We start from the raw sequence: 21,971 nt of genomic DNA on the forward strand, positions 1-21,971 counted from the left end.
TAATTTGCCCGAAAAAACTATCTTTGCACGTTTTATGAAATTTTTACCTGGCATTTTATTAAGCTTATTGCTGCTTTCTTCCTGCGCCTCCAAGTTTGGTAAGGTTATAAAAAGCAAGGATAAAGAGTACAAGCTTAAAATGGCCGAACAATATTATGTGAAGCAGGATTACACTAAAGCGCAACAGCTTTACAGCGATCTTTTGCCTTTATATAAAGGCGATCCGCGGTTTGAAGATATTTACTATAAATATGCTTATACAGCCTACTATCAGAAAGATTACATGAATGCGGAGAATCTTTTTAAAACCTATGGCGAAAACTTTCCAAACAGCGCCAAGGTGGAAGAAACGGAATTTATGCGCTGTATGGCTTATTATAAACAATCGCCAAAATATGAGCTTGATCAGACAAATACGATAAAAACAATGGCGCTGCTGCAGGCTTTTATTAATACGCACCCGGATTCAAAAAAAGTTGCTGAAGCAAACGATATCATTGATAAATGCAGGGCAAAACTTGAATTAAAAGAATTTAGTAATGCCAAGCTTTATTACGACCTGGGATATTTTAAAGCAGCCGGCGTTGCCTTTTCTGTTTTAATGGATGATTATCCGGATTCCGAAAGCAGCGACAGTTATGCATTAAACTCCATCAGATCATATTATAAATATGCGGAGATGAGTGTGGTTGACAAGCAGGAAGAAAGGTACCGGAAGGTGGTGGCAGATGTAAACGATTTTGAACAGCGTTTTCCGCAGAGCAAATTGCTTGAAGACGCCGTTAACTATAAAACAGAGGCAGAAAATAATTTAAAAAAACTTCAAACACGAAATAATGAGCAAACTAAGGAGACAACTCGGCGCTAATACGCTGAATACAGTTGAAACAAAGAGCCTGTTTGATATTAAATCAAGAACAGGCAATCTTTATGAGTCTATTGCCATCATTGCTAAAAGGGCTAATCAGATAAATATTGCTATTAAAGAAGAATTACATAATAAGCTGGAAGAATTTGCAAGCCATACAGATAGCCTTGAAGAGATTCATGAAAACAAGGAGCAGATAGAAATTTCAAAGGCTTATGAAAAAATGCCTAATCCTGCTATTCTTGCAACACAGGAATTCCTCGATGAAAAAATTTATTACAGGAAGAATGACGACGACCTTTTCCGTTAACAGCCTGTAAGTCGTACTTTTAATCCCCCGGTACATCGGGGGATTTTTTATTAAGAAACATGCTTAAAGGAAAAAAAATTTTATTAGGGATAAGCGCAAGTATTGCAGCTTATAAATCCATTCTGCTGGCACGCCTGCTTGTAAAAGAAGGCGCAGAAGTTAAAGTGTTAATGACGCCGGCAGCAAAAGATTTTGTTTCGCCGCTTGTGCTTTCAACGCTTACCCATAATAAAGTACTGATTGATATTTTTAATGAAGATAGCTGGGCTAATCATGTAATGCTTGGCCGCTGGGCCGATGTAATGCTGATAGCACCATTAAGTTGTAATACGCTTGCAAAAATGGCGCATGGGCAATGTGATAATTTACTGCTTGCCGTATATCTTTCATCAACCTGTCCTGTGGCAGTGGCACCGGCAATGGATGAAGACATGTGGCATCATCCTTCTACCCAAAAAAATATGGCTGCATTAAAAGAATATGGGAATATTTTAATTGATGTGGAATCCGGGGAACTTGCCAGCGGATTAATTGGCGAAGGCCGCATGGCTGAACCGGAAAAGATTATATTGTTTTTGAAAGAAAAGTTTTTCAGGCAGGATATATTGAAAGGCAAAAAGGCGCTTGTAACGGCTGGCCCCACATACGAACCGCTCGATCCTGTGCGTTTTATAGGTAACCATTCATCTGGTAAAATGGGTTTTGCGTTGGCTGAAGATTTATATGAAAAGGGCGCCGGTGTTACCGTGGTAAGTGGCCCTGTTCATCAGCAAACAAAATATAAAGGCATTAATGTGGTGCATGTAAATACAGCCGAAGAAATGTATAATACCTGTTTGCAGTTGCATGATGAAATGGATATTGAAATAATGGCGGCGGCTGTTGCCGATTATAAACCGACAGCAGTTGCATCAGAAAAAATAAAGAAAGCAGATAGTAGCCTGCAGCTTGAACTGGCTAAAACGAACGATATCCTGGCAACATTAGGCGCCCGGAAAAAGAATCAGTTTTTGGTGGGTTTTGCATTGGAAACAAACAATGAAAAACAACATGCACTTGACAAGCTGAAAAAGAAAAATGCAGACATGATTGTTTTAAATTCTTTAAAAGATGCGAATGCAGGCTTTGGGTTTGATACTAATAAAGTATCCGTTTTTTTAGCCGGTGGCGAGAATGTTGAAATGGAGCTTGCATCAAAGAAAGAAATTGCCGGTAAAATTGTTGACCTCCTTATTAAAAAAATGCATGCGTAAATTTTTATTGATCTTATTAATGTGCATAACGGGCACTTTGCTTAAAGCCCAGGAACTTCAGGCTAAAGTGGTTGTGCTGGCGCAGCAGGTGGGCACATCGGTTGATAAATCCGTATTTACCACTTTGCAAAACCAGCTCACTAATTTTATGAACAGCCGCAAATGGACTTCGGATGTATATCAGCCACAGGAAAAAATAAAATGCAATTTTATTCTTACCATAAAAAGTGCTGATGCCGATAATGTTTATAATGCCAGCCTGGCTATTCAGGCAGCGAGGCCGGTATTTAATTCTTCTTATCAAACAGCGTTGGTTAATTACCAGGATGCAGATATACAGTTTAAATATGTTCAATACCAGCAACTCAATTTTAATGAAAACAGGGTGCAGGGTACGGATGCATTAAGCGCCAACCTCACAGCCATCTTTGCTTATTATGCATATATGATACTGGGTTTTGATTACGATTCCTTTTCACCAAAAGCCGGCGATCCCTTTTTTTTAAAAGCGCAGAATATTGTAAGCAATGCACCCGAAGCAAAGGGCATAAGCGGATGGAAACCTTTTGACGGGCAAAGAAACCGTTACTGGCTTTCAGAAAATATGGTGAATACCAAGTACAATAATATACACGATATTATTTACAGTTATTATCGCGACGGCCTTGATAAAATGTATGATGATGAAGAAAATGCACGGGCAAGCATACTGGAATCTTTATCATCACTGCAGGATTTTAACCAGCAAAATCCAAACACCATGATCGCACAATTTTTAGTGCAGGGAAAATCACAGGAATATATAGGCATATTTAAAAAAGCCGATCCGCAAAGCCGCACACAGGCATCACAAATTTTAGCGTCGGTTGATATTTCTAATGCAGGTGTGTATAAACAGGAAATAAAATGAAGTATTTGTTTTGTGTTATGTTAATGCTTGGTTTAATTGCCTGTGGTACGGAGGATAAAAAAATTCCTGAAAATGTAATGCCGGTTGACAAAATGAAACTGGTTATGTGGGACCTTCTCCAGGCCGGTAATTATGCAACCATACAAAAAGAAAAAGATACTTCGATTAAACAATTCAATACGGCTTATATGGCGCAGGTTTTACAGCTATATAAGATTAGTAAAGATGATTTTTTTAAAAGTTTCGATTATTATCAAACGCATCCTGAACTAAATAAAATATTATTTGATTCCATCAGTGCTTACTCACAACGTAGACGTGGAGACCTTTATAAAGGCGATCTTCATAAAAAGATAGAATAATAACCGCTTTAGGATTTTTTTAAGTAATTTATTGCAACCTATAACGTTTTAATACGGTCTCTTTAGCAGAGATTCCAAAATCAAAAATCAATTCTATGCAAAAAATCATTTTGTCTTTATGTTTTATAGTAGCCCTTTCTGCCGCAGCATCAGCCCAGTCATTTAGCCTCGGTGGTAAAGTAGGTGCTAACCTCGGTAAGGTTGACGGGCAGAGATTTAAAGATGGCTATAATTTCGGTTATGTGCTCGGCGCCTATGCCGAACTTGGCATAAGCAAAACAATCGCCATACAGCCTGAACTGCTTTTCAGCCAAACAAATACAACTTATAAAGATTCATCAGATATAATACTAAGCAAGCCTGGGGATAAAGTTCATCTCAATTACCTTAATATACCGGTCTTACTTAATATTAATGCAGGCAAGCTGCTTACTTTCCAGCTTGGTCCGCAGTTTAGCGTGTTAATGAATAAAGATCAGAAACTTGGTGACGAAATAACTGATGCTTTTAAAGGTGGTGATGTAGCCGCTGTTTTGGGCGCACAATTAAACGTTGGGGTGCTTAAAGTATATGGCCGCTATAATATTGGCTTAAATAACATTAGTGATGTAACCAATTCTGATAAATGGAAAAGCCAGGCCTTTCAATTTGGATTAGGCATTAAAATTTTATAAGATTTGTATTTTATATTGAAGAAAAGCATCATGCAGTTTGTGTGATGCTTTTTTGTTTACAGCCGCAATCAAGACAATGCTTTTACATTTGTAAAATGAATGCTGTAAAACTTATTGAATGCCCGCGGGATGCTATGCAGGGATGGCATACATTCATTCCAACACAGCAAAAGATAAATTACATCAACAGCTTGTTGCAGGTGGGCTTTGATACCATTGATTTTGGAAGTTTTGTTTCGCCTAAAGCCATACCGCAAATGGCCGACACAAAAGAAGTAATTGGACATTTGGAATTTGGCGAAAGCAAAACAAAAATGCTTGCTATAATTGCCAACGAAAGAGGCGCCAGAGAAGCTGTTGAATATGATGCGATCACTTATTTAGGTTTTCCCTTTTCCATATCGCCAACATTTCAGCAACGCAATACCAACAGCAGCATTGAAGAAAGTTTGCAGCGAATTGAAGCCATTCAATCCATTTGCCTTCAGCATAACAAAACATTGGTTGTTTATTTAAGCATGGCATTCGGTAATCCTTATGGCGATGCATATAACGAAGAAATTTTGTTGCATTGGGCCGATGCGTTAGTGCAAAGAGGCATAAAAGTTATTTCGCTGGCAGATACTGTTGGTGTTGCAACACCTGGACAAATAAAGACCGCTTGCTCCACTTTAATTCAAAAATATCCTTCCATAGAAACTGGCGTGCATTTGCATTCATCCACTCAAAACAGAAAAGAAAAATTAGATGCCGCGTTTAATACCGGCTGTTTAAGATTTGACGGCGCTTTAAAAGGCATTGGCGGTTGCCCAATGGCGCAGGATGAATTAGTTGGTAATATGGATACACTTTATATGATTGAATATTTTGAACAGAAGAATACGATAATTAAATTGAATAAAGAAGCTTTACAGAAAAGCATCACCATTGCAAACGAAATTTTTATATAATACATGCAGTTTTTTGCAAACATCAATATCAAACCACTTGAGCCTTCTATATCATACAGGGATAAGATTTTATTAACTGGTTCGTGCTTTACAGAGCATATCGGCAATTTTTTGATTGAATCAAAATTTAATGCATTGCAAAACCCTAACGGTATTTTGTTCGACCCGCAAAGTGTTTCCGCAAGCCTGTTATCCTATATCCAAAACAAACAGTATAAAGAAGCTGATTTGTTTTATTTGAATGAAGCATGGAATAGCTGGCAGCATCACAGCCGGTTTTCAAATATTGATAAGGATGCATGCTTAAATGCTATTAATAACAGCCAGCAAGAGGCGCATGCTTTTTTAAAAGAGGCTGATTGGCTCATTATAACATTAGGCTCAGCATTTACATATAAACTTGTACAGGGCTCATCATTTTATGTTGAATTAAATGCAGTGGCTAACTGCCATAAAGCGCCTGCACAAAATTTTATTAAACACCTGAATACCATTGAAGAAATCATAACAACCTTTGATACCGTAATTCACCGGCTTTTTTATTTCAACCCAAAGCTTAAAATAATTTTTACCATAAGCCCCGTACGGCATTTAAGAGATGGTGTGGTTGACAACAACCGCAGCAAAGCCAGGCTGATAGAAGCCGTGCATCATTTGGTAAATAAATTTGATAAGTTGTATTATTTCCCGGCTTATGAACTGGTGATTGATGTATTGCGGGATTATCGTTTTTACGATGTGGATTTAGCGCATCCAAATTATGCGGCAACACAATTTGTACTCGAGAAATTTTCTGAAACCTGTTTTAATCAATCAACAAAAGAATTAGTTGAAGAAATAAAGAAAATTGTTATTGCCAAAAAACATAAGCCTTTCAACCCGCAATCATCATTACATAAAAAGTTTTTGCAGCAGCAACTGGAAAAAGCTAAAGATATTTTGCAACGGCACCCTTATTTGAATTTGGAAGAAGATATAGAATATTTTTCAAAGGACTGATCACACATTCTGTGCAGTAATAGTTTTAACGGCGGTTGCGTCTTCCTTATTAAAATCAACCAAAACAAACCACGCGGTGGCAACGAATGCAATGATGAAATAAGCTGTTAATGCGATGTTTATCCAGGGTAAAACTTTATTGGCGCCAAACCAGTTACCGTAATAATAAATAATGCCAATACCTGCAATGCATTTTATAAGCTCCCATGCCAATGCATATTTATTACGGTTCATTAATTCGGTAAATGCATATACGTAAATAAAAATAAATGCGCCATAAATAAACATGGCCGGGCTGCCAATTGGTGCAAGGTTGCCAAACAGCCAGCTAATCAACAGCAGTAAAACGCTTAATTGTACCCAACTCCAGGCATATAATAATGTTGATGATGCAGGATTATATTTTTCAAAATTGTAAGCGTCTTCAATTTTATAAACCGGGTATTTTTCAGCAACATCGCCTGGCCGCCAGCCGGTTGGCATAAACCATATACGCAGCTTGTCTTTCCAGCTTTTTGTGCGCACGGCATCTTTTATCAATAGCCCTAAATGCTGAAAATTTATAGCGATGGGATTCCACGTGTTTACCGGCCTTGTAATTCCGTAAACAGGCGGTTTATCAGGCAATTCTTCCTGGAAGGTTCCAAACATTTTATCCCATATAATGAATATCTGGGAAAGGTTTTTATCAATGTATTCAGGATTGAGGGCATGGTGCACGCGATGATGTGATGGCGTAACAATTATCTTCTCTAAAAAGCCCATTTTTTTAATATGCCTTGTGTGGTACCAGAATTGCGCAAATAATTGTATCGGCGCAACAATGGCAATAACTTCTGTTGGCACGCCTAATAAAGCTGCGGGTATTAACAGAAAAGTAAATAACCGGATGAACACGGAAATGCTTTGCCTTAAGGCGCAGGCAAGATTGAATTCTTCGCTGCTGTGATGCACCAGGTGGCTATTCCAGAAAATATTTATTTTATGATCAATCCTGTGTACCCAATAACCGGCGAAGTCTATCACAATAAATGCAATAATGTAGGTCCATACCGTTGATTGAATATGATAAATGGCAATCTTGTTTACAAGCCAGTCGTAAGTGAGAATAGTAATGCTTAAACCAAGCACATCTTTTGTTACATTGGTAATGCCGCTGCTGAGGCTGCTGATCATATCCATGCCGCGAACTGTGTCATTGCCTTTGTACCAGCCGTACCATTTTTCGAATAGAACAAGCAACAGAAAAGCAGGCATTGCAATCAGCAAAATTTTACCATAAGCTTCCATACAGCAACTATAATATAGTCAAAGGTAAAAAGATTAGGGTTTGAAGTAATTGTAATAAGCGGGAATGCCCGTTTTAAAACAGCAAAATATTACGAGATAGAAGAATTAAAAAGCCAAAGAAGTTTGCTTATTCATCATCTCTGTATAAAGCTTCTGGCTTTCAAGCGTAAGTTTATCAAAATCTACCTGTACCTGTGGAATAATTTCAGAAAGGGTGTTTATTCTTCCTTCTACATCAAGGAATTTATTCAACACCACAATTCTTTTTTGCTCAAGCAGGCACCAGCCACTCTGAAATGTGCCTCGTTCGTAACGAATGGTGTAATTGCAGTCAGTAAGTATCTGCTGCAATTTATCGAGATATGCCTGTGAAGGTTTAACCATGTTGCAAAGTTAAAAGCATAATGGCGGGGCAGTTTTGTTAATTTTCCACAGGTTGTTATTTACAAAAACGTCATTTTGTGACCAAATGAAAAAAATATCAGCTATTGTAACATTTCAGCCGTTTATCCGTACAATAATAAATTCAGATTTTCGAATATTAATTTTACAGCTTTTTAAAGAGCATTTATGACCGAACGGGACTACAATGAGTGCGTTAACCAATATGCTGACAATGTTTTTCGCTTTATCGTGAAAAACCTGCGGCATGAGGAAGATGCAAAAGATATTGTTCAAACTGCTTTTGAAAAATTATGGCGTAACCTTGAAACCGTGAACGCAGAAAAGTCGAAAGCTTTTTTGTTTACGGTGGCATACAATCAAATGATTGACCACATAAGAAAAGTAAAAAGGATAAGTTTAAAAGATGAGTTTAGTGCAGAAACAAGAACATACAGCCAGCCGGTGTCGAACCTGAAAAAAAATTTACAGGATGCATTGAATACGCTGAATGAAACGCAAAGAAGCTTGGTATTGCTGAAAGATTATGAAGGCTATAGCTATGAGGAAATTGGACAAATTACAGGACTGAATGAAAGCCAGGTAAAAGTTTACCTGCACCGTGCAAGATTAAACCTGCGCAATTATTTGGTAAAACCTGAAAATGTGTTGTAAGCTTAAATTTTTTTAAAATGCAAACGATCAACAGAAATAATTACGAAGAATTCTTTTTACTGTATGTAGATGGCGAACTTGACGCCGCACAGCAGCATGCAGTTGAAAATTTCGTTCAGCAAAACCCGGATCTTACTGTTGAACTGGAAATGCTGGTGCATACAAAACTTATCCCTGAAAATATTTCGTTTAATAATAAAGAAGGCTTACTAAGAACGGAAGGGCATAACATTAATGAGACGAATTATGAGGAATTTTTTTTACTATACATTGATAATGAATTAAGCGCTGCCAAACGGGAAGAAGTTGAAAAGTATGTATTGCAGCACCCCAAATTGCAGGATGAATTTATTACTTTAAAACAGGCCGTGCTTGCCCCTGAAATAATAAGTTATGGTAATAAAGAAGATTTATACCGCACGGAAAAAAGGAGAATAGTTTATTTAAAAACTTTGTATTGGGCTGCGGCTGCGGTGTTTATTGGCTTGTGCGGCGTTGGTATATGGATGATGCAAAGTACTAATAGCAATAATATTCGGCAACCGGTTGCCGTAAACAAACCGGCGCAAACAAAACAACCAACGCAAAATACTTTAATTGAAAAACCTGTTACAACAGATAGCATTAAGGAAGAAGTAAAACAGGAACCTGTTATAGCAGAAAAGGCTTTGCCGGAAAAAACTGGAAAAGAAACTATTGCTAAAACAATTCATGTAAAAAAGAAAAAAGCTGATTCAGTTACGCACAGTTCTGAAGATGATATTATACAAAACAAACAGGATGAAGTTGCCTATCAGCCGCCGGTAATTAAACGCAGCACCAATAACAATGCTGCCCGGCAGCCAAAAGAGCCGCCTGTTGACAAAAATGATGTTGCAACCGGTTTGCAGCCAACCTTTAATCATCAACAAAATGATGTAACTGCTTTGCAGGCGCCGGCAGAAGATGATGGCAAACTTCAAAATGGTTATAAAGTATACCAGGTTGCCTATAAAGAAATTAATACAAATGATGAAGACCGCTCTCTTCGCATAGGCATGCTCGATCTTAATAAAGATAAAGTAAAAGGCTTCTTTAAAAAAGCAGGCCGCTTATTCAGCAAATCAAATAACAACGAAACTGAAGATGGCAAACTGCAGGTTGCCAATTTTGAGATAGATACAAAAAAACAATAACAACGAAAACGAACAATACAATGAAACCGAGCATGATGATTTTTTTCACAGTAGAGAAATGCGCATAGCGAGGTTCCATGAGACCATTAAAAAATAAAACTTGTACGAATGAAACCGAGCATGCTGATTTTTTTCACAGTAGAGAAATGCGCATAGCGAGGTTCCATGAGACTATTAAAAAATAAAACTTGTACGAATGAAACGGATATTACTCGCAGGAATAATCATGCTGTCATCGCTGGTAACCTTTGCTCAAACCGATACAACCACAAAGCCATCCACAGAAGATACGGTGTTTGTAGGCAATTTTATCATCATAAGAAATAATAAAGACAGGAATACATACAACGATAGTTTGCCGCCGAGGCGCGAAGATTATACGATCATCAATATACCAAAAGGAAGGACATATGTTAATGCACGTCCAAACAGGCTCATCAGCACTAATTATCTCATCTTCGACCTTGGCTTTGCAAACTATAATGATAAAACTGTTTACGGCAGCCCTGAAGCCGCAGACTTTGCAGCACCGGGCATTGATAAGAAAGACCTCAAACTCATAACAGGCAAGTCATCCAATGTAAATATCTGGCTGTTCATGCAAAAGCTTAACGTAACGAAACATGTGCTTAATTTAAAATACGGTCTTGGACTAAACATGTATAATTACCGTTACAACAGCAATATTTCTTTCCAGGAACAGGCGCCCTATGTTATAATGGATACGGTTGATTTTTCAAAAAACAAGCTGTATGCCGGATACGCAACTGTGCCGTTCATGCTCAATATAAACCCGTTCCCGCATCGCCGCCACGGACTTAATTTCAGCGCAGGCGTAAGTGCCGGGTACCGCATATTTACCCATTCAAAACAAATAAGCGATGAACGTGGCAAAATAAAAAATCATGATGCTTTTGATCTTAACGACTGGATGTTTGCTTACGTTGCTGAAGTTGGCCTTGGCCCGGTACGCATATATGGCAGTTATAGCATTAATACTTTGTTTGAAGATGCAAAACATTATCCATACACAGTTGGTTTAAGGTTCAGCAACTGGTAAACTAATTTCAATAAGAGAATGCGCAATGCTGTTAAGCGTTGCGCATTTTTATTTTAAATACTGCGCAGTTATTGTTTTTGTTACCGGCAAAAGAATAGATGGCATCACGGTTGTGTCACTCACTGCGGCTGAATTTCAGGTGTCAGCCAGGATTTTAAATTTACAATTATTTACCCAACGCTTCACCAACTTCAATAAACGAAGGATATTTATCATCATGTAAAATGGTAATCGTTTCTTTCTTAAAATCGCTGTCCCGGGCAGTTGGAATATTAATGAACTGCTGCGGGTTCCTGTCAACCAACGGAAACCACGAGCTTTGAATTTGTATCATAATCTTATGGCCTTTTAAAAAAGTATGCGCCACATCATTCAATTCCAGTTTAACCTTTGTTGGTTGGTTCGGAACAAATGGTTCAGGCTTTTCAAAGCTGTTGCGGAACTTGCCGCGTATAACTTCTGCACGCACCAATTGCTGCACATTACTATCCGGCAAAACATCAATTATCTTCACTATAAAATCTGCGTCGGTGCCGCTTAAACTTACAGACAAATTAGCTGCAACAGGTCCAAGCAATGTGATGTCATCTTTTAAAACATTGCTTGTATAATACACAACATCGCTGCGTTTGGAAGCAAAGGTTTGATCTGCGCCCATATATTCATTAATGCGGTCATCGCTGCGTTTATCAATATACGGAACGGGATTGGCAGGATCAGAAACATATTCATCTTTCCCTGAAGTGCTTGCTTTTTGTAATAAAAGTTTATGGTCTTTATCCAAACTCCATGTTGCCTGTTTGATATGCTTTGGCGGCCAGGTTTCAAATGTTTGCCATTCATTAGTTCCCGTTATAAAAATGGTGGCTTCACCTTCATTAAAATGACCTTTGCCTTTCAGATAATAATTAAAAAAATCAAATTCCAGGTGCTGGTATTTTGCATTAAGGTCACCGCCAAAATTATAACTTGCAAAACGGTTCCAGGCAGGTCTTTCCCATGCGCCATGCGTCCAGGGGCCCATTACCAAACGGTTGTCGTTGCCGGCATTTTGTTGTTCTATTGCTTTATAAGTATTTAAAGCACCAAACATATCTTCCGCATCAAACCAGCCGCCAACAACCAGTGTGGCCGGTTTTATATTTTTTAAATGTGCCCGAATATTTCTTGCCTGCCAGTATGCATCTTTTGTTGAATGTTCAAGATATTCATTCCAGATTTTTGACCGGTTATGAAAATAGAGATCGTTGAGGTTATGCAAAGCACCTGTCTTCAAATAAAAATCATACACATCTTTTATATCAAGTGTTGAATCAACAGGTGGGTTTCTTTGCCGTGGACCGGTTCTGGGTGCATCAAAAAAATTCAGGAAACCAAAATTATCCATTAAGAAAAATGCGCCGCGATGATTGGCATCATCACCATCAAATTCATCGGTAACAGGCGCTTGCGGCGAGGCTGCTTTTAATGCCGGATGTGCATTTGGCAACGAAGCCGTTGCATAAAAACCGGGATAAGAAATACCATAAATACCAACCTTTCCATTATTGTTATGAATATTTTTCAAAAGCCAGTCGATGGTATCGTAGGTATCGCTGCTTTCATCAACTTGTGTATTATCTTTTTTATTTTCAATGGCCGGCGTCATTTCGCGGAATTCACCTTCGCTTAAATGCCTGCCGCGTACATCCTGATAAACAAAAATGTATTGTTCTTTTATAAATAAAGCATTCGGGCCAAGGCTTCTCCTGTAATTATCTTCTCCATACGGTGCAACAGAATACGGTGTGCGCTGCAACAATATTGGATATGGCTGCGAAGCGTTTTTAGGAATATATACGGCTGTAAAAAGCTTCACACCATCCCGCATGGCTATGCGAAATTCTTTTTTGATATAGTTGTTCTTTATATAAGCAACATTATCGGTATTAGGCTGTGCGCAGGACTGCAGTACAATCAGCGTAAAGAAAGAATATAATATACATTTCATATTGCTAATGTAAGCAGGAAAAGGAAAATGTTTAGGCTAACCATTCAGGTAAACGGGTTGAAAGTGCTTGTTATGTTTTTTTAAAAATAAAAGCAATAATTCCGGCGGCAGTCAATTTCTTTATTCTCATATTTCTTTTCAAGCACCCGCATTGAGTATGGCATCTTCCCTGCTGTTAGTATGAAAAACTCACACCTCCTGCTTCAGCAATTAGAACAAACAGCAAAATTATTGCCGCATATTTTTTACTTTAGCATCAAACTACCTGTCTATTGAGCTTTTATAAAACTTTGTGAGCGGGCAGCTATCTGCCCGATATTTATAGAAGCAAATAATAACAACCGCTTAAAAGTTATCATCCGTAATAATTCTGTACGTTATGAAAATGTATGTTATTGCTGCATTATTGCTATTGCATTTTAATGATGCGGTAAATGCTCAAACAGTTATTGGCAGGCAAAACGTTGATCAGTATCCCATCACTTCAAAGGGGTCAACAACATACGGGCTTACCTGGCTGCCAACAGATTATGCTTCAACAAGCAAAAGCTATCCGCTTATTATATTTTTACATGCGGCAGGGGAGGTGGGCGATGGTGTTGCAGGGTTGAATAATCTTATTAAAGTAGGGTTGCCTAAAAAAATAGCCGAAGGCTGGAACCCGCAGGCCGTAAATCCTTCCGATAAAAAAAATTATCAGTTTATAGTAGTATCACCCCAGGCGTCAACAAGCAGTGGATGGTCATATACCTATGCGCAGGTAGTGTATATATTGGCCGATGTAGAAAAAAGATACAGGGTTGACGCAACAAAGGTGTATATAATGGGCGAATCTGCAGGCGGCGGAGGCACATGGTCATGCGTTACCAATGACAGCAATTTTACAAAGAAGATTGCCGCCATTGTTCCTATAAGCCCCACAGGCGTAAACAACCCGACCAAAGAATATGGAAACATTCAATATATCAGCGGGAAATATGGTGTAAAGGTTTGGACGATATGCGGTACCAGGGACGCTTTTTACAATGCTGTTTCACTGCCTTATGTAAATATTATCAATACCGCAACACCTGCGCCTTTGGTGCCTGCTGTGGCCACAGGCATTGCCGGGTATGGCCATGACACAGCACTCTGGAATAAGGTGACTGATGTTTCCTGGCGAAGTAATACTTTCAATCTTAATATATATGAATGGATGCTGCAATACCAGCGGGCCGCTTCAGATCGATCTGTTAATAAAGCTCCGGCAGCCAATGCCGGCGCAGATAAAACCATTACTTTACCGGTGAACAAAACAACCTTATCCGGCAGCGGCACAGATGCAGATGGAACTATTACAGCTTACCTGTGGACAAAAGTTGGAGGCCCAGGCCAGTTCACCATTACTTCTCCCACGTTGGCACAAACTACTGTAACCAATCTCATTGCCGGCACTTATCGGTTTGAATTAAAAGTTACCGATAATTCAGGGGCTACGGCTAAAGATACGGCCAGTGTAATAGTTTTGCCAAAACCCAATATACCTCCGGTGGTAAGCGCAGGCAGCGATCAAACATTAAAACTGCCGGTTAATTCCACCACTGTAACAGGTACGGCCACAGATGCTGATGGAACAATAACAGCGCATAGCTGGAAAAAAGTTGCCGGGCCGGGTTCCCCTGTCATAAAGCAGCCGGGCTCCCTGCAAACTGCCATTACCGGTTTAATACAAGGCTATTACAAATTTGAATTTTCAGCCACTGATAATAATGGCGCTACAACAAAAGATACTGTTGCTATTAAAGTGCAACCCCAGAATGTTGCACCCGTTGCCAATGCAGGTCGCGACACAACACTGACATTGCCCGCTAACTCCGTAACCTTAAATGGGTCGGGAACGGATGCTGACGGAACGATTTCGTCATATAAATGGGCAAAAATATCCGGGCCTGCTCAATATGTTATCAGTAATAGTAAAGCGGCTAAAACAACCGTAACAGGCCTTACTGCCGGAACATATATTTTTAGATTAACAGTCACTGATAATAGCGGGGACTCTGCCGCCGATGATGTAACAATTGTAGTGAAGACTGCGCTTACAGGTTATAAAACAATTCCCGGAAAAATTGAGGCTGAAGGTTATAGTGCAATGAGTGGTGTAAAAAAAGAAACGACGAAGGATACCGGTGGCGGGCAGGATGTAGGATGGATTGATAAGGGCGACTGGATGGATTATCGTGTATATGTTGATTCTGCCGGTATTTATACAGCCAGTTTCAGGGTGGCAACTCCCTTAAATAATGGCAAACTGCAACTGCGTAAATCCGACGGCACTGTGCTGGCAACAGTTGCTATACCCAATACAGCCAGTTACCAGGGCTGGTGCACACGAAGTATAACTGTAACCCTTCCGCAGGGCTATCAAACGCTGAGGGTTATATCCACGGAAGCTGTTAACTGGAATATTAACTGGATGTCATTTACCCGTGGTGCATCCGCAGGTATACCCATACCTTCTAAAGTACAGGCGGAAGACTACAGCCAGATGTTAGGCATACAAATGGAGCCTACAGGAGATACCGGCGGTGGCCTTGATGTGGGATGGATAAACAAGAACGACTGGATGGATTATTCTGTATATGCTGCCACAGCGGGAACATACAATGTAAATTTGAGATTAGCTACATCAAACTATTCAGCCAGGCTTGAAATAAGAAAGCCGGACGGCACTGTATTGGCGGGGGTAAATATTCCAAGAACCGGCGGCTATCAAAAATGGGTTACAGTAAGCACCTCCATAACTATTCCTTCGGGCAAGCAAACCTTGCGTATTGTTTCTGCCGCAACACAAGACTGGAACATTAACTGGATAGAATTTGTGCGGCCAAACGCAGCCATTGCACAAACACTGAATATGCCTCCACGGGATAGTACAACATTATTCCAGGTATTTCCCAACCCGGTAACTGATAAATTCAACATAGAGATAAACAATGACAGTACAGGCACAATACATGTGCAGGTATGCAGCATCGGCGGCTTCATAATGAAGGAATTTACGCTTGCAAAAAGCATAAAAGGAAAACAAAGCTTTGACTTACGGACTGATGGCCTTGCAAAAGGATTGTATATTTTGCGGTTGCAATATGGAAATAAGGCTGGCTCAAAAATCATCGTGAAGCAATAAAGCAACTGCATTAACAGGATTAAAACTTAAGGCATGGCTATATAAGTATCGGATATTTGAAAGTTATGGTTTACGTGAATTTTATATATACAAATCAGGTAGCAGGTGGCGCTGTTAAGGGTTTTGTTGGGTAGTTTTTTCAGAAAAAACAATACGGTCGGTAATTGCCTGAAACCTGTCTTCTTTTTCAATCAGCAGTTGCAGTAAATGCACCTGGTTGCCGGCACGAACAAAATTATGTTCTTCATATTTGCGGCCGTAATAAATATCATTATTTAAATAATCTGTAAGAAATCGCAATGCCTGCATATAAATCATAAACTTACCTGCAAAAACAAAATGATTTAACTCCGCTTCATTTAGCTCGTTGCGCATTTCATGCAGGTAGCCTTCAGCAATGGCGGTAAAATAATCTTCCCGCATTTCAAGTTTCAAAAAATCTTTTTCTTCTTCACCAAAAGGAGAAATATAAGTGCGCATCATATCGCCCACATCACTTATAAAATAGCCGGGCATTAAAGTATCAAGATCAATTACGCAAATGCCTTTGTTATAATGATCAAACAATACGTTATTAATCTTCGTATCATGATGGGTAACCCTTGGCTTTAAAGCGCCGGATGCTTTTAACTGCTCATATTCTGCAACAATATGCTGCCGGCTCTTTAAAAAATTTATAAGTGATGAAGATTGTTGAATACGTGCCTGGTTACCGTGCATAACAGCCTTCAGAAAATCGTTATAGCGAAGCGTGATGTTATGAAAATCAGGCAATGTTATTTTTAACCTGTCAACCGGAAAACCTGCGAGCAGTTTGGTGAGCTCACCAAACATCCTTGCCGCTTCAAAGGCCTGTCGTGCATTTTCCGCTACATTAATTGTATGGGAATTTTTAATGAATGGATACATTCTGAAACAGCCTTCATGCGTATAAACAAGATCGTTAAGTTCTTGCGTTGTTACAGGCGTACAAAAAAAATATGCGGGATGATGAACTGAAAGATAACCGGAAACAGCCTTAATATTCTCTGAAATATATTCAGGGTGCTTAAATACATCGGTGTTTATTTTTTGTAAAATAAAGCTGCCTTTTTCATCTTCAATTTTCCACGTATGGTTAATTAAACCGTCACCAAATGGTTTTATAAAATCAGGTGCATTTAAACCATAGGCCCTTAAAATTTCATTCATCATAATCTCAGTTTAGGCAGTACGCGATGCAAATCTTTTCCCAGGTCAAACATATAAAACAATTAATGCAAAATAATGCGCAAACGGTTGCTGTACTTTCATGCATGTGGTTATTCCCCGGTTGCATGTATTACAAGATCGCCATTAATAAGAACGTTATGAAAGTTTTCGGATGGAGAAGAATTATTCATCAGGTTAATTAAAATTTCTGCCGCTGTGCTGCCTTGTTTATAGGGATATTGTTCTGCGGAAGCGAAAGGCGGATCTTGCAAAAAAGATGTAATAGGAATATTGGCATAGCTCACAAATGTTATGTCTTTATTTAACCGGAGGTTTAATTTTTTGGCGTGGCGAATGCCATCCAGTGCTACATAGTCATTAATGGCAACAACGGCAGTTGGCCTGGGTTTTAAAGCCAGCATTTTTTCAACAGCAGCAGCAGTGGATTCCGGTGAAAGATCTGTTGACTCCACCAGGCTCATATCTATTTTTATCCTGTTTTTTATCATTACCTGTTTATAAGTTTCGGTGCGTTCTTTGGATGAAACCATTTCTTCAGGGCCGTTTAAAATACCAATACGGCGATGGCCTTTTTTAATTAAAAACTCCAGCATTTGTTTGGTGCCATTCACCATATCAAATGCCACTTTGTGCACATTGGATAACGATGGCACACGATCAAAAAACACCACGGGTATATTATATTTTTCCAGCGCCCTGAAATGATCATAGTTTTTTGTTTGCTTGCTTAAGCTTACAATTAAACCATCCACGTGCTGGTCTTTCATTGCGGTAATAATTTCTTTCTCTACCTCCACATTGTCGTGCGACTGGCCAATAAAAACATGGTATTTATTTTTTCTTGCCACATCTTCAATGCCGCTAATAGCTTTTGAAAAAAATTCTTCAATTAAACTCGGCAGTACCACACCAATCGCAAAGGTTTTTCTTTGTTTGAAGAAGATGGCGATTTTGTTAGGTTCATAACCTAATTCATCAGCCAACTGCTGCACCCGCATCTTGGTACGCAGGCCAATACTCGGATGATCGTGTAAAGCCCGTGACACGGTAGATACAGATATATTAAGCCTTTTGGCGATCTCTTTTATGGTGGGTAATTTATGCTCTTCAGCCATATGCTCAATAATACTTCAAATCTAACAAATTGCTTTACCGCGAAGTAAAATAAATATTGAATGCAAGAGCAGGAACTGTTGCTGCCATGAAAATATGCAGTTGACGGTAATGCGGCGCAACCGTGCTGCCATTATTTATGCTGCCGGCAACATACAATAAAATTTATACGCAGTATAAAATCAATTATTGTAATGAATGTATTTTTTTATAGCGCGGTCGTTTACAATACCAATAAGTAACAGTATAATGAATGCAGCTATAATTGTATAAGGAGATATATAAGCACTTATATAAATATTTTTGGTTGCCAATGTTTCCCGCAATATGAACTGCAAGCCGGCAACTATCGTAAGCGTAGCAATAACGGTAATGATATTGGCTGGCAGCAATTGCCTGCGCAGGAAACGTTGCAATTGCCGGGGTGATGCGCCGAGTGTTATCAGCAAATAAATTTCTTCCCTGGCTGATGCAATGGCAAGTTGTATAAATAATGTGAGGACTATTAAGGCAAATAAAAACATAAGCCCGCCCATAACCCACGAAATAGCAACAACGGTTGTAATAATGCCGCGATACTTTTCAAACCTTGTTTTTTCCGTGCTGGTTGAAAGGTTGTGTGTTTTAAGATAGCCTGCCAGTTGCGGGCTTGATGCATCTTTTGTTTGTATGATAACACGGGATGGATGCTGGTTTACAGCTTCGCCAAATTTTTTATTGGCCCAATCCATGAAAGGCTGCGGCACCAGCACCGATGAAATTCTATCGCTGAAACCAACCACTTTACCATAATAGTTTACGGCGCCTGTTGGCGTTTGTATGTTTATCTGCACGGGCAGGCTGGTAATTAAATCCTGTGAAAGCTGCGGTAAATGCTGGCTTTGCGAAAAACCGAAATTATACATATCCAAAAACATATTGGGGATGATCATGGGAATGTAATTGCTGCTTTCATTCCATTGCCAGGCCGGTGTGTTTACATCAAGAAATTCATCGGGTACGCTTTCAAAAAAGAAGTCGCTGTAAAAAGGAATTTGTTTACTAATGCTTTGCACGCCCACTTTAAACCGGCTGGGTGTAAGCGTGCCTATTCTTTCAACAAAAGGTTGTTGTTTTAAATCGTTTATTTCTGCATCACTTAAGGTTGCTGAACCAACGTTTTTATCGGTAACAGTTTTGTTGATAACAAGGAAATCGGCGATGCTGTCCTGGCTGGTTTTGCTGTACAAAAGTTGCTGATAATTTGCTTGTATCTGCACCGCAGATAATATGAGCAACAAAGCAATAGATAAACCCACAATAGCTATTGCTTTGCGGCTGCGCCCGCCGGCAGTTTGAATAAGTTTTTTTAAAAGTTGATTGAGCATAAGGCCTCACCCCAACCCCTCTCCTTTGGAGAGGGGCAAGAAGTTACAAGTTTAAAAGTTTAGCATAATTAAAATGTTCATCATCTTCCAGGTCGGTTAATAAAAAGCCCGCATTTCGTTTTTTGCATTCAGCATCAATTAATGCAGCAGCTTTGTTAATATTATTCTTATCTAAATGACTGAAAGGCTCATCCATTATGAGCCATTTAAATGGCTGCATCAATGCGCGGATTATAGCAACACGCTGTTGTTCGCCGTAACTGCACATTAATGCCTTTTGATGTAAGATATGTGTAATACCGAGCTGCCCGGCCATTTCATCAATCATATTACTTTCATAGAAAGGCTGCTGAAGCACACGGTTAAGCTCAATATTTTCACGCGCTGTAAGATGGGGAAACAAACGCAGGTCCTGGAAAATGATGCTGATATTTTGCTGGCGCAGCAAAGCAAGTTCATCCGCATTTAATGCCGCAAGGTTTTTATTATCCAGCAAAACATTGCCCTCATAATCTTTGCGCAGCTTATACAGAATATGTACCAGCGTGGTTTTACCTGTACCACTTGGCGCTTTAATTTTTATGTATTCAGGATTACTTAATTGCAATTGTTTATTCCACACATCCGAATGCCTTTGCAGCAATTTATCTTTTAAAGGCGTTGGAACAATGTTTTGTAACTGCAGTTGCATGCAACAAATGTGTGCATTAAAATTCAACCGGCATACTAAACTTTATTTAATTTTTTGGTGACCAGCCACTGAACTCCGGTTAAGCACGGTTGCGTCGCAACACTTGTACAACTGAATTTTATGGCAGCTATGGTTTCAAATTCATGGTTACCGCACTTCACACAATTCATCCCATCTTGAAGTATACCTGGGGCTGCGGAATTCCTGGCGCATTTTCCAGTTGCGTTTGGTGCCGCTGGCGGCAAACTTCAATATATCATCCCGCATACTAAAGTTGATGTTGTCCATCATGCTCATCAGCATGCGGTTGTTGTTTTTTTCTTTCGGAATAAAAAAATCTCCCTGCACCGAAGTATCCTGTATAATACCGCTTAGCATAACGCCGGCTTTTTTATACAGCTTTCCTTCTTCATAAATGCGGTCAATAATTTTCATGGCGGCTTTTATTAATTCGCTCGTAACGCAGGTGGGGTGCGGCAACATAATGCAATCACTAATCGTTGGCCCATGTGAAAAATGACCATCGGCTGAGCGTGGCATTTTAGGAACAACAAATGCACTTATCGCAGAAGCTGCGCCGAACTGGCGGCGCAGCTTTTCGGCGGCTCTTGATGTATAGGTAGCAACGGCTTCTTTAATACTTTGTTTATCTTTTACAGGTGCGCCAAACATGCGCGTGGTAGCAATCATTTTTTTCTGAACCAGTTCTTCATCCATCACAATAAAAGGCTCGCCTTTCAGTTCTTTTATTAAACGCAAACCCACTACACCGCCCAGGTTTTTCCTGGCCCATTCTTCAGGCATTTGGGTTAAATGATAGGCATCGTAAATGCCGAAGGCTTTCAGTTTATTGGCATATTGTTTTCCCACGCCCCACACATCGCCTACGGGTGTTTTATGCAGCGCCCTGTTTACGTCTTCCATTGTTTTTAAAACCGTAACACAGTTTGTTTGCTCTTTATCAAGTTTGGCAATATGATTGGCAACTTTGCTCAGTGTTTTTGTAGGCGCTACACCAACAGATACTTTTACGCCCGTCCATTGTTCAACGGTTTCTCTTATTTGCAAAGCTGCAAAATCAAGCTTTTCGAAGGGAACATCATCCATGTTAATAAAGGCTTCGTCTACAGAATATACTTCCACATTCTGTTCGCCCATTATTATGCGCAAGGTTTCCATTACCCGCCAGCTCATATCGCCATATAAATTGTAGTTGGATGAAAACGTAGCGATATTATTTCTTTCAATTATTTCCTTTGCCTTAAAATAGGGACCGGCCATTTCAACGCCGAAGGCTTTGGCTTCATCGCTGCGGCTCACGATGCAGCCATCATTGTTGCTTAAAACAATAACCGGTTTATCTGCCAGTTCGGGACGAAAAACACGTTCTGCAGAGCAATAAAAACTGTTGCAATCAACAACGGCATACCTTCTATGCCCCCTCATGGAGGAACCGGTAAGCGTGTGCGGTTGTAATATTGTTTCCTGGTGTTGCATGTTGGTTAATATATTCTTGGCGGCTTAC

General features: G+C 39.5%; 20 protein-coding genes. 12 read left to right on the forward strand and 8 right to left on the reverse strand.

Annotated features, from left to right (window positions below):
- The first annotated feature begins 34 nt into the window (after positions 1 to 34).
- The 8 genes from ACTHN6_RS22175 to ACTHN6_RS22210 all read left to right on the forward strand — a co-directional run bounded on the left by ACTHN6_RS22175 (position 35) and on the right by ACTHN6_RS22210 (position 6,326).
- Positions 35 to 868, forward strand: coding sequence for an outer membrane protein assembly factor BamD (locus ACTHN6_RS22175; RefSeq protein ID WP_440437976.1), 834 nt, complete (start codon positions 35 to 37; stop codon positions 866 to 868).
- Positions 837 to 1,178, forward strand: a complete 342-nt coding sequence (locus ACTHN6_RS22180) for a DNA-directed RNA polymerase subunit omega (protein ID WP_090654752.1) — start codon at positions 837 to 839, stop codon at positions 1,176 to 1,178. Before ACTHN6_RS22175 ends, ACTHN6_RS22180 begins: the two co-directional genes overlap by 32 nt.
- Positions 1,179 to 1,237: 59 nt before the next feature.
- Complete coding sequence (coaBC, locus tag ACTHN6_RS22185; protein WP_440437977.1) at positions 1,238 to 2,431, forward strand: bifunctional phosphopantothenoylcysteine decarboxylase/phosphopantothenate--cysteine ligase CoaBC; 1,194 nt, start codon at positions 1,238 to 1,240, stop codon at positions 2,429 to 2,431.
- Positions 2,424 to 3,341, forward strand: coding sequence for a DUF4835 family protein (locus tag ACTHN6_RS22190; RefSeq protein ID WP_440437978.1), 918 nt, complete (start codon positions 2,424 to 2,426; stop codon positions 3,339 to 3,341). Before coaBC ends, ACTHN6_RS22190 begins: the two co-directional genes overlap by 8 nt.
- Positions 3,338 to 3,703 carry a DUF4296 domain-containing protein gene (locus ACTHN6_RS22195; protein WP_440437979.1) on the forward strand — a complete coding sequence of 122 codons (366 nt, stop codon included), beginning with the start codon at positions 3,338 to 3,340 and terminating at the stop codon, positions 3,701 to 3,703. Before ACTHN6_RS22190 ends, ACTHN6_RS22195 begins: the two co-directional genes overlap by 4 nt.
- Positions 3,704 to 3,798: 95 nt before the next feature.
- Positions 3,799 to 4,377 (forward strand): porin family protein, encoded by a 579-nt coding sequence (locus ACTHN6_RS22200; protein WP_440437980.1) that lies wholly within the window; start codon positions 3,799 to 3,801, stop codon positions 4,375 to 4,377.
- Between the two features lie 95 nt (positions 4,378 to 4,472).
- The gene (locus tag ACTHN6_RS22205; RefSeq protein ID WP_440437981.1) at positions 4,473 to 5,327 is read left to right on the forward strand and encodes a hydroxymethylglutaryl-CoA lyase; all 855 of its coding nucleotides are present in this window, start codon (positions 4,473 to 4,475) and stop codon (positions 5,325 to 5,327) included.
- A 3-nt stretch (positions 5,328 to 5,330) separates the two neighbouring features.
- Positions 5,331 to 6,326 carry a GSCFA domain-containing protein gene (locus ACTHN6_RS22210; protein WP_440437982.1) on the forward strand — a complete coding sequence of 332 codons (996 nt, stop codon included), beginning with the start codon at positions 5,331 to 5,333 and terminating at the stop codon, positions 6,324 to 6,326.
- On the opposite strand, the gene ACTHN6_RS22215 is transcribed toward ACTHN6_RS22210, so the two are convergent.
- Together ACTHN6_RS22215 and ACTHN6_RS22220 are read right to left on the reverse strand one after the other, a co-directional pair.
- Positions 6,327 to 7,583 carry a sterol desaturase family protein gene (locus ACTHN6_RS22215; RefSeq protein WP_440437983.1) on the reverse strand — a complete coding sequence of 419 codons (1,257 nt, stop codon included), beginning with the start codon at positions 7,581 to 7,583 and terminating at the stop codon, positions 6,327 to 6,329.
- 138 nt (positions 7,584 to 7,721) lie between these two features.
- Positions 7,722 to 8,000, reverse strand: coding sequence for a hypothetical protein (locus tag ACTHN6_RS22220; protein ID WP_440437984.1), 279 nt, complete (start codon positions 7,998 to 8,000; stop codon positions 7,722 to 7,724).
- Between the two features lie 186 nt (positions 8,001 to 8,186).
- On the opposite strand from ACTHN6_RS22220, the gene ACTHN6_RS22225 reads away from it, so the two are divergent.
- The 3 genes from ACTHN6_RS22225 (at position 8,187) to ACTHN6_RS22235 (ending at position 10,907) form a co-directional block, all read left to right on the forward strand.
- Positions 8,187 to 8,672: an RNA polymerase sigma factor gene (locus ACTHN6_RS22225; RefSeq protein WP_440437985.1), complete on the forward strand. Its 486-nt coding sequence runs from the start codon at positions 8,187 to 8,189 to the stop codon at positions 8,670 to 8,672.
- Between the two features lie 17 nt (positions 8,673 to 8,689).
- Positions 8,690 to 9,847 (forward strand): anti-sigma factor family protein, encoded by a 1,158-nt coding sequence (locus ACTHN6_RS22230; protein ID WP_440437986.1) that lies wholly within the window; start codon positions 8,690 to 8,692, stop codon positions 9,845 to 9,847.
- Between the two features lie 196 nt (positions 9,848 to 10,043).
- Positions 10,044 to 10,907 carry a hypothetical protein gene (locus ACTHN6_RS22235; RefSeq protein ID WP_440437987.1) on the forward strand — a complete coding sequence of 288 codons (864 nt, stop codon included), beginning with the start codon at positions 10,044 to 10,046 and terminating at the stop codon, positions 10,905 to 10,907.
- Positions 10,908 to 11,073: 166 nt separating this feature from the next.
- Here the strand turns inward: ACTHN6_RS22235 and ACTHN6_RS22240 are convergent, their stop codons facing one another.
- Entirely contained in the window at positions 11,074 to 12,897 is a 1,824-nt protein-coding gene (locus ACTHN6_RS22240; RefSeq protein ID WP_440437988.1) for a CocE/NonD family hydrolase, read from the reverse strand.
- Between the two features lie 379 nt (positions 12,898 to 13,276).
- Here ACTHN6_RS22240 and ACTHN6_RS22245 point away from each other — a divergent pair, with 379 nt between their 5' ends.
- Positions 13,277 to 16,063, forward strand: coding sequence for a PKD domain-containing protein (locus ACTHN6_RS22245; protein ID WP_440437989.1), 2,787 nt, complete (start codon positions 13,277 to 13,279; stop codon positions 16,061 to 16,063).
- 114 nt (positions 16,064 to 16,177) lie between these two features.
- Here the strand turns inward: ACTHN6_RS22245 and ACTHN6_RS22250 are convergent, their stop codons facing one another.
- The 5 genes from ACTHN6_RS22250 to ACTHN6_RS22270 all read right to left on the reverse strand — a co-directional run bounded on the left by ACTHN6_RS22250 (position 16,178) and on the right by ACTHN6_RS22270 (position 21,943).
- Positions 16,178 to 17,257, reverse strand: coding sequence for a phosphotransferase enzyme family protein (locus ACTHN6_RS22250; protein WP_440437990.1), 1,080 nt, complete (start codon positions 17,255 to 17,257; stop codon positions 16,178 to 16,180).
- Between the two features lie 107 nt (positions 17,258 to 17,364).
- Positions 17,365 to 18,390 (reverse strand): LacI family DNA-binding transcriptional regulator, encoded by a 1,026-nt coding sequence (locus tag ACTHN6_RS22255; protein ID WP_440437991.1) that lies wholly within the window; start codon positions 18,388 to 18,390, stop codon positions 17,365 to 17,367.
- Positions 18,391 to 18,570: 180 nt separating this feature from the next.
- A complete protein-coding gene (locus tag ACTHN6_RS22260) occupies positions 18,571 to 19,755 on the reverse strand; it encodes an FtsX-like permease family protein (protein WP_440437992.1) in 1,185 nt (394 codons plus the stop codon).
- Between the two features lie 43 nt (positions 19,756 to 19,798).
- The gene (locus ACTHN6_RS22265) at positions 19,799 to 20,446 is read right to left on the reverse strand and encodes an ATP-binding cassette domain-containing protein (protein ID WP_440437993.1); all 648 of its coding nucleotides are present in this window, start codon (positions 20,444 to 20,446) and stop codon (positions 19,799 to 19,801) included.
- A gap of 147 nt (positions 20,447 to 20,593) precedes the next feature.
- A complete protein-coding gene (locus ACTHN6_RS22270; RefSeq protein WP_440437994.1) occupies positions 20,594 to 21,943 on the reverse strand; it encodes a Y-family DNA polymerase in 1,350 nt (449 codons plus the stop codon).
- Between the last annotated feature and the right edge of the window lie 28 nt (positions 21,944 to 21,971).

Origin of the sequence: Parafilimonas sp., from assembly GCF_051953455.1 — a bacterium.
Lineage (GTDB): Bacteria > Bacteroidota > Bacteroidia > Chitinophagales > Chitinophagaceae > Parafilimonas.